The 12056-nt window shown below is 38.5% G+C and carries 14 protein-coding genes; all 14 read right to left on the bottom strand.

Features of this window, described 5'->3' with window-relative positions; genetic code table 11:
• Positions 1–24 precede the first annotated feature (24 nt).
• The gene (locus tag AXF18_RS07680; protein ID WP_049500740.1) at positions 25–861 is read right to left on the bottom strand and encodes a PRD domain-containing protein; all 837 of its coding nucleotides are present in this window, start codon (positions 859–861) and stop codon (positions 25–27) included.
• 237 nt (positions 862–1098) lie between these two features.
• Positions 1099–2079: a tagatose-bisphosphate aldolase gene (gene lacD, locus AXF18_RS07675; protein WP_065371753.1), complete on the bottom strand. Its 981-nt coding sequence runs from the start codon at positions 2077–2079 to the stop codon at positions 1099–1101.
• Between the two features lies 1 nt (position 2080).
• Positions 2081–3010, bottom strand: coding sequence for a tagatose-6-phosphate kinase (locus AXF18_RS07670; RefSeq protein WP_000604252.1), 930 nt, complete (start codon positions 3008–3010; stop codon positions 2081–2083).
• 10 nt (positions 3011–3020) lie between these two features.
• On the bottom strand, positions 3021–3536 hold the full coding sequence (gene lacB / locus AXF18_RS07665; protein ID WP_045591451.1) for a galactose-6-phosphate isomerase subunit LacB: 516 nt from the start codon (positions 3534–3536) through the stop codon (positions 3021–3023).
• 30 nt (positions 3537–3566) lie between these two features.
• Positions 3567–3992 (bottom strand): galactose-6-phosphate isomerase subunit LacA, encoded by a 426-nt coding sequence (lacA, locus tag AXF18_RS07660; protein WP_000029277.1) that lies wholly within the window; start codon positions 3990–3992, stop codon positions 3567–3569.
• A gap of 286 nt (positions 3993–4278) precedes the next feature.
• Entirely contained in the window at positions 4279–5175 is an 897-nt protein-coding gene (locus AXF18_RS10040) for an aldose 1-epimerase family protein (RefSeq protein ID WP_000234150.1), read from the bottom strand.
• 107 nt (positions 5176–5282) lie between these two features.
• Positions 5283–6758: a PTS galactitol transporter subunit IIC gene (locus tag AXF18_RS07650; protein WP_000382518.1), complete on the bottom strand. Its 1476-nt coding sequence runs from the start codon at positions 6756–6758 to the stop codon at positions 5283–5285.
• A gap of 54 nt (positions 6759–6812) precedes the next feature.
• Positions 6813–7118: a PTS sugar transporter subunit IIB gene (locus AXF18_RS07645; RefSeq protein ID WP_000590551.1), complete on the bottom strand. Its 306-nt coding sequence runs from the start codon at positions 7116–7118 to the stop codon at positions 6813–6815.
• A 37-nt stretch (positions 7119–7155) separates the two neighbouring features.
• Positions 7156–7632, bottom strand: a complete 477-nt coding sequence (locus AXF18_RS07640) for a PTS sugar transporter subunit IIA (protein ID WP_000521987.1) — start codon at positions 7630–7632, stop codon at positions 7156–7158.
• Between the two features lie 190 nt (positions 7633–7822).
• Positions 7823–8512, bottom strand: a complete 690-nt coding sequence (locus tag AXF18_RS07635; protein WP_049501490.1) for a CTP--phosphocholine cytidylyltransferase — start codon at positions 8510–8512, stop codon at positions 7823–7825.
• A gap of 11 nt (positions 8513–8523) precedes the next feature.
• Complete coding sequence (locus tag AXF18_RS07630) at positions 8524–9402, bottom strand: DMT family transporter (RefSeq protein ID WP_000791843.1); 879 nt, start codon at positions 9400–9402, stop codon at positions 8524–8526.
• Between the two features lies 1 nt (position 9403).
• Positions 9404–10261, bottom strand: coding sequence for a phosphotransferase family protein (locus tag AXF18_RS07625; RefSeq protein WP_000413087.1), 858 nt, complete (start codon positions 10259–10261; stop codon positions 9404–9406).
• A gap of 16 nt (positions 10262–10277) precedes the next feature.
• Entirely contained in the window at positions 10278–11300 is a 1023-nt protein-coding gene (locus AXF18_RS07620; protein WP_065371752.1) for a ribitol-5-phosphate dehydrogenase, read from the bottom strand.
• Positions 11301–11304: 4 nt separating this feature from the next.
• The gene (locus AXF18_RS07615; protein WP_065371751.1) at positions 11305–12012 is read right to left on the bottom strand and encodes a 2-C-methyl-D-erythritol 4-phosphate cytidylyltransferase; all 708 of its coding nucleotides are present in this window, start codon (positions 12010–12012) and stop codon (positions 11305–11307) included.
• Positions 12013–12056: the final 44 nt, after the last annotated feature.

Raw genomic sequence — 12056 nt, 5'->3', positions numbered from 1 at the left:
CCTTATGTATTTTTAATTAAATTTTTATGACAATAAACGTTGGATATGTAGAACTAGATAAACTCGTTCACTTTTATACAAATCAAGACCCGTATGTTGCGTAATCACATCATAGATCTTGGAACCAATCTCGAACGCTTTTGGATAGGATTGTTTAATATGATCTTCCATATCCAGAAGTGATTGATTATCATCTCTGGAACGGTCTAAATAATCCAAAAAATAGTTGAGATGAATCATAAAACGATCATAGAAATGATTATTCTCTTTGGTTCGTTGAATTGCATAACCCTTTAGCACTTCTTCAACATTCCTGAGAATTTCTTTCCTCTTATCAATCGACTCAACAACTTCCACTTCATTCTCACCTTCGGCATTGATAAAATGATAAGCAATCCGAATAATTTCGTCTTCAGGGAAATTTTCTGTCAACTTCTGACGATAGATTTCAAAGGCTTCCTTTGCGATTTGAAAAGCGACAGGATACTTAGTGGAAATATCTGGCAGATTACTATCCTTGTACCTTCCTTGTGCTAGAGCTTGGTAAGAGCAGTAAATATGATCTGTCAAGGTTACGTAGAGATACTCTTGAATCGGATAATGATATTTCTTTGATAGCTTATCAATGATTTCATAAGTCACTGTGATAAAATCAAGCGGAACATCTTTGAGGAGAGCCATAAAATTTTCTCTGGACTCTTCTGTCTTCATCCGAAAGATTTTCTCGACCTGATTTTCAGCAATTAAGTCCCCTTTCTTCTTTCCAAATGCAATCCCTTTACCAATCACAATCACTTCTTCTCCTTTGTCATTTCTGACAAGTGAAACATTGTGATTCATTGGGTTTAGAATTCGATACATGGCAACCTCCTTTTGCATCTTAAAGGTATATGAGTATAAAAAATGACCACAAATGAACTAGAAAATCTTTTGATCTCTAATTCACCTGTGATCATGCCTAATATTACTTAGTAACACTCACCTTGTATTAACTTGTGATTTAAGTATAGCACAAGTCAGTTTTTTTGTAAACCTTTACATTCAACTTTTTTTAAAATTTTTATTTAGATCAATGTTCCTAAGATTAGGGGGGAAAACTTATACACGTTCAGTCCATGAAGTTGCTGTTGTTTGAAGAACCTTGTTGAGTTCGTCAATGTTCTCAAATCCAGTTGTGCGTAGCCATTCACGAGCTGCTGCCTCACCATCTTTGATGTAGGCTTCAACTGATCCAGCCCAAGTTGCACGGCCGCAAAGAACACCGTTGAAGTTCGCGCCTGATTCGTGGGCAAAGACAAGTGTTTCTTGGAAGAGTTTAGCTGATACACCTGCACTCAAGTAGATATATGGCAAGTTAGTCGCTTCATCTTGCGCTTTGAAGAAGGCTGCCGCTTCTTCGCGTGTATGAACGATTTCACCATCGCCAAAGCCTTCAACGTATTTGACGTTGACTGGAACTTCCACTTTCAAAACATCGATGTTGAAGCGTGGGTCTGAGAAGACCTTCATGGCACCGATAACTTTATGTGGTTTTACTTTTGCGTATTCTGCAGAACCTGCGTCAGCGATTTTTTCATCGTAAGCCAAGATTTCAAGGAAGAATGGAATGTCTTCTGCCACACACTCTGAACCGATGCGCTCGATGTAGGCTTGTTTTTGTTGGTTGAGTTCGTCAGAGCTATCTACGTCATAGTAAAGCAAGAATTTGACAGCATCTGCACCTTGTTCTTTGATGCGTTTGGCAGACCAAACATCCAAGCAGTCAGGCAAGCGTTTAGTGCTTGTTGTGTCGTAGCCAGTTTTCTCATAAGCAAGGAGAAGACCAGCATTGGCATCAAGCGCTTTTGTAGCTGGGAGACCATACTCAGGGTCAAGAAGCATAGAGGATGCGTATTTTGTCAATTCATCTGCAACCAAGACTTTGAGTTCTTCCATTTGAGCCACTGTCGGCTCTTCTGTTTGGTATTGAGCCATGAGGCGTTTCAAAGCACCACGTTGGTCAAAAGCAAGGGCTGAAATAATGCCATTTTCATCTGAAAGTTTTTCTAAGCGTGCACGTTTTTGTTCTGTTAAAGCCATTTTATACCTCTTTTACTATTAATTGATCATATAGATCCTGATAGTTGGCCATATTGACATGACCTGTCATTTTTTCTTGAGCATTGAGCATACCAAGGACATTGGCCTTGATGAGGAGTTCTGCATCCGATTCCTCATGAAGAAGTCCTGATGAAATACCTGCCACAGTAGAATCTCCAGATCCAACAGGGTTCACTACCTGAATTCTTGGAATATCTACCTTGTAGAAAGTGTCCCCATGTTTTGCAAAAGCACCATTTGCACCAAGTGAAACGATTATCCACTCAACCCCTGCAAATAGAGGCTCTTGAAGAACTTCTTTTAATTCATCCAACTCCTCAGAAACTTCTCTGCCTAGAAGCTGAGACAATTCTTCGTTATTTGGTTTAATAACTGTTGGTTTGTGTGGTGATTCAAGGACAGCCTGAAGAGCCGCACCTGAGCAGTCTAGAACAACTGGTTTTCCTGCGCGATTAGCAAGTTCTACTAAGCTTGCATAGTAGTCAACTGGAAGACCTGCTGGCAGACTACCTGAGATAGCTACTACTTCAACTGACTCCAGGAGATTTTTGAAATGTTCCAAAAAGTCTTGACCTTCCTGTTCCAATACTACAGGACCTTTTTCAAGAACTTCTGTTTGGTTGTCTCCATGGAGAATAGCGATACAGTTACGAGTCTCTCCTTGAATGGAGAAGAAACGTTTCGATACTTTATCGTCGATATGCTCTACTAAAAACTCACCAAGTTTACCACCGACCAAACCAGTAGCAGCAACAGAATCACCAAATTCTGAAAGAACTCGTGTAACATTGAGACCTTTACCACCAGCTGTCTTGGTCACGTCCACCACACGGTTGACAGTGTCAATTTTTAATTCATCCAAAGGATAAGAAATGTCAATGGATGGATTCATTGTGACTGTTAAAATCATGCGTCACCTCTTAGTCGTGGTATTCACCGCGATCCCATTTTTCAAGGAATTCTGTAAAGAAGTTTGCATCTGCTTGATGAGCATTGTGAGTTTCAACGTGCTCAATTTTCGCAATCAATTTTTTGTTTTCTTCTGATGGTTTGTATTCAGCATTGATGAAAGCTTCAATGATGTCGCACATGAGCAATTCACCAGTGATTTTACCACCAAAACCAATAACATTGGCGTTCAATTGTTCTTTTGCATAAAGAGCTGTTGTCATATCACGAACCAAGGCAGAACGAACTCCTGGAACTTTGTTGACAGCGTTGTTGATACCAACACCAGTACCACAGATACATACCCCAAGATCAGCTTGTCCGCTAACAACTGCTTCCCCTACTTTTTTACCAAAAATTGGGTAGTGTGTTCGTGCATGATCGTAAGTACCAAAGTCAATGACTTCATGTCCTTTTGATTTCAAGAATTCAGAAACCGCCATTTTTTCATTTGTTACGATGTGGTCACATCCGATTGCAATTCTCATTTTTAACTTACCTCTCTTACTGTAATCTAATTAACACATTTTGTTCAACATGTCGACACGAATTTGGTGACGTCCACCGTCGTATTTACCATTAACAAAACCTTTAGCAATGTTTTTAGCCAATTCGTCACCAACAAGTTGTGCACCCATAGTGATCATACGTGAGTTGTTGTGTCCACGAGTCATATAAGCTGAACGTTCATCTGAAACTTCTGCAGCAACCATTCCTTTGATTTTAGTTGCGACCATGAAAGGACCAGCACCATAAGCATCAATCACGATACCAAGGTTTTGTTCTTCTTTGTTCACTTCTGCAGCAACAGCAAGAGTCACATCGACAAAGTCTTGGCCTTCTGCTGTAACATCCACTACGTGGAAGTTTTCTTTTTCTAGGAAGTCTTTCACAACTTCTTTCAATCTCAAACCTGCAGCATCTGCACCGATAACAATAGACATATTGTATACTCCTTTTTATTTTTCTAGGCTAGTAAAGACTTTTATAGTTAGCAGTTTACCTACAAAAGACTTTCTAGCAGTTTATTGACAAATTGGATTGAATGAGATGAATATCACCTTATCCAAGTCCAGGAAATCAAGTTCCTAGAAAGAAACTTTCTCTGCGACAGAGAATATAACAAGTGATTATTTGTTTGTTACAAACATCATTTGTTGTTTACAAACATAATATACTCCTATTTATAGAAAAAGTCAACAGTAAATGTTTGTTTTTGTGGTTTTTTATCTAAAATATTTCAATATCAAAGCCAATCTGATCTACTTGACCAGCTTCCAAGAGACGAACATTCTTCTTATCTTCTAGATGATCTCCTTCTTCAAGTGAAGTTGATAAGCCAGACCATGGTTCAAAGGCAATGAAAGGTCCCTTATTCAAAGTTGACCAAATGATGAGATTTGAGAACTCTTGGAAGTGTACTTTTAATCCCTTCTCATGCTTACGAGAACGAAGCGCAATTGTTCTGGATTGCAACTCATCCAAAGTCACTGCATCTGTGCTAAACAAATCATAGCTAAGGTCTAATTCTTTTTGCCCATCCAACCATAAACTTCTATCTTGGAAGTCTAACATTCCTGTTTCTGGGAAAGGACGGGGAACAGAGCAAGTCTCTTCTTTCTCAAACTCTAAATAGTAATCTTCATAAGTTTCGCCATCTAGTAGAGGGCAATTAAAGCCTGGATGTCCACCAATAAAGTATGGCAGGACCTTGCTGGTTTCTTTATTGAAAATCTTGTATTGAGTACGAACTGTCTTGCCAGTAACCTTATAAGTGATTTCAAGGCGGAAATGATAAGGATAGTTTTGATAAGTATTCTCATCATCTTCGATAGCAAAGGTTACGCTGTTTTCTGTTTGATCAACCAACTCAAATTCTTTTTTACGGACCAAACCATGGCGAGGAATGTTTCCTTTCGTCTCTGTTCCATCTGCATGACTGTAGAAGGCTGTATCTTCTCTTAAAGAGCCACAGATTGGAAAAAGTACTGGCGCTTGTCCACTCCAGTAAGTGGCATCTCCTTGCCACAAATACTCAATGCCTTCTCGGTCCTTGATTGACGACAAGGCGCCACCTAAGATTTTAAACTGGACCGTTAACTGGTCTGATTTGATTTCAATTACCATAATATTCTCCAACTATTTTTAGATTTTTATATAAAAAACTAGGTTGCCACTCCCAATGTAGGAAATTAACAACCTAGTTTTCACAATTTACATTTTATAGGAGCGAATTATTTAGCATTTGCTGCGTATTCTTCGTTACGTTTGATCATTTGTTTTCTATACCAAGCAAAGATACCTACATAGAATACAAGGAAGGCTGCTGCACCAAGGATTGCTTTGATATCACCTGTTGTAGCATTACCGATTGCCCAACCAAATAGTTTTTCAATTGGTCCTTCAAGAGTTGAGTGAGTAATCAATTGAGCACTATCTACACCTTTAGGAAAGGCACCTACACCTTTAGCAAGTTCTGTTGCAAATGGTGCGATAAGAGTACCAGAAAGAAGGAAGAGAGGCAACAAGAGTGTTCCGAAGATAATCATACGGAGCAATTTACCACGTGTAACAACCAAGAGAGCTGGGGTCACACCCATAGCGATGATACCTGCAAGAGGCAAGATACCATTACCGACGTTTGAAAGAAGAACAGCTTCTACTAGCATGATTGGAGCAAGTACGTTAGCACAAGCCCAGATTTCAGCACGACCAGCGATGAAAGGCCAGTCAAGACCGATGTTGAATTTACGTCCTTGAAGACGTTTAGTAGCAACGTTTGTAATACCTTGTGAAAGTGGTTCTACGGCTGCGATGAACCAAGATCCGATAAGTGAGAAGAGTTCCAAAGCTACACCGGCTGTTAAACCAAGAGACAACCAACCTTTAATAACTTCTTGCCAGTTTGCAGCATCTTTAAGTCCTTCAACAGGTTGTGGAGTCCCCATAAAACCAATAACAATACCAAGGATGAAACCGATAAAGAATTTAGATCCCCAGAAACCGATTTTTTTGTTCAATTTAGCAGCATCAAAGTCATATTTATCAAGACCTGGGAAGAATTTTTCAAAAATCTTATCCAAAACCATGATAACTGGGTTCATCATGTAGTTCATGTGTGTTGAAGTCATTGGTGATGAACTTGGTGCATTAAGAAGATCGTCGAATGTTGGTTTCATCAGGTCAGAGTTGATGATCTTCAAAATACCTACAAGGACAACTGCTGCAGTTGCGATGAAGAGTGAAACTCCTTGGCTAACTCCATTGTTATCTGCGTACCATTTAATCAAAAGACCAGTTATTGACAAGTGCCAGATATCGAAGATATCGACGTCAAGTGTATCCGTTTTCTTCATTGCAAGCATCACAACGTTGACAATCAACATTACTAGCAAGAAGTAAAGTGTCCAAGCAGAGCCCCAAGTGATGGTAGCAAGTGGTGCCCAACCAACGTCAGTGATGTTCAAATGGATACCAGTGTTTTCAACGAATTTTTTAAGTGATTCTGAGAAAGCTCCATTGAGCATACCGATGATAGCACCGATACCAGTAAGAGCGATGGCAAGTTTAATACCACCTTCAAGCGCTTTGGAGAATTTCACTCCAAAAAGTAGAGCCAATACTGTCAAAATGATCAGCATGATAATTGGTCCACCCATATCCAAGATAGGTTTGAACAGCTTATTGGCTAGTTCGATAATGACATCCATAATAGTTCCTCCCGTTTTTTTAGTTATATGAATGTTAACAAGATAAAGAATAAATTAGCTTAGTCCGTGTTCTTTGATAGCTGCTTCAATATTGTCAAATACTGGAGCGCTCATCGCTGGAATACGGAACAAGATTGGGCCAGCTTCAATTACTGGAATACCTGGTTCAAAACCAAGGTCAGTTGCAGCGATTGGTGTAAAGATATCGTAGCCCTTGATAAGGTCTTCGTTTACATCTTTCACCATGACTGCATCACAGTGAACATCATAACCACGGTTTGAAAGTTCTTCTTCTAGAGCACTTTTAATTTGGTGACTTGAGTTAACACCTGCACCGCAGGCAGCAAGAATTTTAATCATTTGGATTTCCTCCGATTTTATATTTTAATAGACAAGATTAAGCGGTTGCTTCAGCAATGTAAGCATAAAGTTTTTCTGGTTCGGAAATTTTTGATAGATCTTCCAGATGTCCATTTCCTGTGAAAAAGTCCATCAACTGAGCCAGAATATTTGTTTGACTTGAACTTGAGTTGTTAATGATAAAGAAGAGTAGGGATACTTCTACTTCCTTATCAGGAGCTATCATATTGTGAAAAGTTACTGGTTTTTCTAATCGAACAACCACTACTTTCTCAGCTAGATTATGAACAATATCTGTATGAGGAATCGCTACATTTGGCAAGTCCTTTCCTAGAAATTCCATATCTAAACCAGTTGGAAATGACTTTTCACGCGTGATCAAGGCTTCACGATAAGTTGGAGTGACAATTTCTCGTTCTTCCAACAAGCTTGCTACCTGATCAAAGAGTTGTTCTTGATTATTCGCTTCTAAGCAAAACACTAGGTTTTTGTCAAAGAAATGATCTAATCCCATAACATTTTCCCTTCTTTCAATTATCTTTTATGCTATAAGTATAACACTATATGAAATCGTTGTCAATAATTTTTGTTTTATTTTGTTCTTTTTTTTGTAATTTTTGTTTCATTTAAAGAATACAATCAATATCAAACATTCTTGTTGTAAAATCCACAAAAAAAGAAGGCCCAAGCCTTCTTCTCTTTCCTTACTCAATAGTAGATAAAATCTCTTCTAACTTATGGTAGTCCTTTACACTATCAATTTCATAGATGCTATTTCCTTCTAATTCTTCGACATAGACATCCAATTCTTTGATATTATCCTTAACCATGTTGTCCCAGTAGAGATCCACAAATTCTCCACTTTCGTAAGCTTTATCAATAAAGCCAACAATTTTCTCTGCAGTTGGAGTATCCCAGAATGATACACCACTCAAAATACGACCTGCCTTACTGTCAACAATAATGTCTTGAACCTTATAGTCATCACCATAAACTAGGAACCATTCGTTTGTACAGTCTTCACGATAAACACTGAAATAAGTAGAACGTTCTAGATCGTTTCTAAACATATTCTTGAAGAGATAGTTATCCGCATCGATGACATAGCTGTTAGCTAAATCTTCTTTTACTAGATAAAGTGAGTAGAAGTTATTATAATCAGCATACTTGTCGTTAAAGACTAAACGAACACCATATTTTTCTTTTAAGTAGTCAAATTGTTCTTTGAGATAGCCGACAACAATGATAATCTCATCAATTCCACGCTCTTTCAAAAATTCAATTTGGTATTCTACCAAAGGTTTTTGGTTGACCTTAACCAAGGCTTTAGGGGTATTTTCAGTCATAGGGCGCAGACGAGTTCCCAACCCCGCTGCCAAGATAATTGCTTTCACGCTATTCTCCTTTATTCTTTAATAATAATATAAACACCAGCCATAACAATAAGTGAAGTGATGATTGTCAGCATATCTAGCGGTGCACCCAAGAAAATAACTGCAAATAAGACAGTCCAAACTACATAGCTCACATTCAAACCTGTCGCTTTCGCAGGTTGCAAGCGATTAATGGCGATATAATAAGCTAAGTAGGAAATCATATTAAAGGCCGCAAAGACAAGCAAGAGGCCTAGTAACTGCCCATCTGCCACTTCTGCAAACGAATGGTGAGAAAAGAGCACAATCACAAGATAGGACAAGAATGAGGTTACTTGTCGGATTAACAAGGCTTCAATTTCACTTAAATCACTTTCCATAGCATATGAGCTGAGAACACTTTCACTCCCCCAGGCAATGGCACAGATAAGGGCACAAAGAATCCCAATGTAAAACGAGTTAACTTGTTCAACCTTGTAGGTTTGAGCAATGATCGCTGCAATAATCAAGAAAACACCAAATACTGTATTCTTTGAAACCTTGTGTTTCAAAATGAAGAAGGCTAGTAAAACTGAAACTGCTGGGTAAATAGCCGATACAGATGAAGCTAGAGAACTACCAATATATTTAACCGCATAAAGATTGGCCTGCATACCAATAGGTCCTGCTAGTAAAGCACCGATAATTACACTCACATTTCGAATATTTAAGAAAATCGAAAGACGAACTTTTCTTTCTTTTACCAAAAGAAAAGCTAACAAGATAAAGATACTCAAGAAATCATGAGCAGCAGCCACCACAAAAGGTGAAAGATTTGTAAAAATTGAAAAGATATAAGCACTAATTGTTAGACCTAATCCCCAGAAGATACCAGAGAGCAGACCAAAGGAAACACCATTTTTATTCTTCATCCTAACCTCCATAATAAGTCAAACCTTCGACAGCTCTTTGGTAACGATTGACACCGTAATCTCCAAAATCAGCCCCTTGAGCTTCTTTGTACACTGTCCACAAACTCCAGATAGTATCTTGCAAGATTTTATAGATACGAATCTTCTCACGTGATACAGGCGTTTTGTCACTTTCATAGTAGGAAAGGAAATCATCTTCCTCTTGCTTTGTAAATTCAGACTCTAAGAAAAGAGCTGCCAAATCCCACATCGGGTCATTCATAGAAGAGTATTCCCAGTCAATCAAATACAAACGACCTTGTGGTGACTCGATAAAGTTTTCTGGTACCAAATCGATGTGACAGGACTTTCTATCAACACTCAAATCAGCCAATCTCTTTTCTAGTGAAAATACATCTTTTCTTACAGCTTCATAGTTTTCATAAGGGATAGGTCCCTCAATCAAGGATTCATATTTGCTGATTTCCTCAAAAGGAGCAAATTCTCCTCTTAATTCTTTCCCTGAAGCATGGATGGTTTGTAAAATTGGTGCAATCTTTTCAAACTTGGATTTGATAGATGTTGAATCAAGAGTTACTGCTGATTCGATGTATTCATTTACTTTAATCCCTGACTCAATATCAAAGAGGTAATTTTTGACATCTAAATCTAAATCCTCTAAAAGTTCAAGATTGTACTTTTCATTTTGACGATTGATGAGTTTTTCAGTCCCTTTACCAAAAAATTTCACAATATACTGTTTGTTGGTTGTTTTAACCAAATAGTTTTGGTTGGTCATGCCTCCCAACTGTTCAACACTGAGTACTTCCTCTTCATCAGATAGTAAAGAAGAAATTTTTTCTTTGATGAGTTTCTCCACAATTAACCTCCATCTTCTACACTTCCCACTTAAATACTGTTTTAAAAGCAGTATTAAGGTCTGTAGCAAAGACACGGTGAATGTCCTTGATTTCTCTCACTGGTTCTTCAACATAAAGAATATTTTTCAGACGATTCGCAAACTTCTTGACTTCCATCATTTGAATGGCTTTCTCAAAATCAACACGTCCAGAGCGAGACGATCCCACTAATAACAATCCTTTTTCCAAAGCATCTCGTGTATTGATATTAACCTTGTATTCACTCACACCCATCATGAGAATCGTTCCCTGTGGACGAATATAGCGAATCAAGTCATTGATAGCTGGGCCTGTACCATCCCCACCACAGCACTCAAATCCATGATCATAGGTTAAATCTTCTGGTATATTATCAGTAATGTAGCACTCTTTTGCAAAAGAGAAGAGCTCCAATTTTTCCCAATGGCGACCAATGACGATAATCTCTGCTTCTGGCAAGGTGTAATTGATAATATTAGCAACCACAAAGGCCAAACTGCCATCTCCGATAACTGCGATGCGCTCTCGCTTGCTATGAGCAAGATTTAAGAAACGATCCATGGCATGCATACCAACACTTACAAACTCAGTAATTGCTGCAACTGTATCTTCGATATCATTATAAGAAACGACTCGGTCTTTTGGAAGAGAGACAAATTCTCGCATAAAACCATCGTGACCACTAGATAGGAAGTAGGTTCCTGTCATGTAGTTCTCGTAAAATTCCTTGTCACTCTGCATAGGCGGTTGATTGGGAATCATAACTACCTTTTGACCAACTTCATAAGTCCCAGTTGGATCTGAAATAACAGTCCCACAAGATTCGTGTATCATGGCCATAGGAAGCTTTTTAGCCAATATCTTTGGATCACGCTTCCCTTGATAGTAACGCTGATCCGCATGACAAACCGCCATATAATTTGGACGAATAAGGATATGATTCTCCTGATCAATGTCCTCTTCTTGGTATTTTACATTGATAAACTTTGGTTTTGTCAGTTGATAAATTTGATTAATCATAGCCCTAGTCTTTCTCAATCATGCTTTTCGCGATTTTCAAGTCTGTCACAGTTGTGATTTTAAGGTTTGAATATTCCCCTTTAGCTAGGGCAACGTCTTTCCCTTTGATAACAAAAATCTTACATGCATCCGTCAGGATTTCCTTTTCTTTATCAGATAGGGATCCATACAAGTCCATGAAATCCTTGCATCGGAAGGTTTGAGGTGTTTGACCTTGATAAAGGTGAGCACGATTTGGAATATCAGTGATAAACTGACCATTGGTGCTTTCAACAATGGTATCAACCGCTTCTACTACTGTGTCAACCGCATCATGATTTTGGGCGAGTTTGATATTGTCCTGAATCATGCGAAGTGTGATAAAAGGACGAACAGAGTCATGCGTAATCACGATATCTTCTGGAGTGATTGGACGGTAGGCATCAATAGCTTCTATAATCTTCTCGATACTGGTATTGCGATCAGCACCACCCTTTGTAATGATGATGCGATCCTTGTGAAGAGAAAGATACTTGTCAACCAAGTCCTCAGCATGAGATACCCAATCTCCATGAACTCCAACTACAATTTTTTCAATACTTGGTTCCAAAACAAATTTTTCAATTGTGTGGATCAAAATAGGACGATCACCCAACTCCAAGAATTGTTTTGGTAAATTACTGATTCCCATGCGTGTGCCAGTTCCTCCGGCTAGGATTCCTGCATAGATCATTTATATTCTCCTTTAGTTTATTCTAAAAAACTCATTATCATCTA

Origin of the sequence: Streptococcus sp. oral taxon 064, assembly GCF_001683375.1 — a bacterium.
Classification (GTDB): domain Bacteria; phylum Bacillota; class Bacilli; order Lactobacillales; family Streptococcaceae; genus Streptococcus; species Streptococcus oralis_S.
Note: the sequence above shows the minus strand (reverse complement) of the source record. Positions and strands in the feature narration are given on the sequence as shown.

What these genes read in the sequence shown, in the direction of transcription:
- AXF18_RS07680 (WP_049500740.1), bottom strand. Translation starts at nt 861, where the DNA reads ATGTATCGAATTCTAAACCCAATGAATCACAATGTTTCACTTGTCAGA.
- lacD (WP_065371753.1), bottom strand. Translation starts at nt 2,079, where the DNA reads ATGGCTTTAACAGAACAAAAACGTGCACGCTTAGAAAAACTTTCAGAT.
- AXF18_RS07670 (WP_000604252.1), bottom strand. Translation starts at nt 3,010, where the DNA reads ATGATTTTAACAGTCACAATGAATCCATCCATTGACATTTCTTATCCT.
- lacB (WP_045591451.1), bottom strand. Translation starts at nt 3,536, where the DNA reads ATGAGAATTGCAATCGGATGTGACCACATCGTAACAAATGAAAAAATG.
- lacA (WP_000029277.1), bottom strand. Translation starts at nt 3,992, where the DNA reads ATGTCTATTGTTATCGGTGCAGATGCTGCAGGTTTGAGATTGAAAGAA.
- AXF18_RS10040 (WP_000234150.1), bottom strand. Translation starts at nt 5,175, where the DNA reads ATGGTAATTGAAATCAAATCAGACCAGTTAACGGTCCAGTTTAAAATC.
- AXF18_RS07650 (WP_000382518.1), bottom strand. Translation starts at nt 6,758, where the DNA reads ATGGATGTCATTATCGAACTAGCCAATAAGCTGTTCAAACCTATCTTG.
- AXF18_RS07645 (WP_000590551.1), bottom strand. Translation starts at nt 7,118, where the DNA reads ATGATTAAAATTCTTGCTGCCTGCGGTGCAGGTGTTAACTCAAGTCAC.
- AXF18_RS07640 (WP_000521987.1), bottom strand. Translation starts at nt 7,632, where the DNA reads ATGGGATTAGATCATTTCTTTGACAAAAACCTAGTGTTTTGCTTAGAA.
- AXF18_RS07630 (WP_000791843.1), bottom strand. Translation starts at nt 9,402, where the DNA reads ATGAAGAATAAAAATGGTGTTTCCTTTGGTCTGCTCTCTGGTATCTTC.
- AXF18_RS07620 (WP_065371752.1), bottom strand. Translation starts at nt 11,300, where the DNA reads ATGATTAATCAAATTTATCAACTGACAAAACCAAAGTTTATCAATGTA.
- AXF18_RS07615 (WP_065371751.1), bottom strand. Translation starts at nt 12,012, where the DNA reads ATGATCTATGCAGGAATCCTAGCCGGAGGAACTGGCACACGCATGGGA.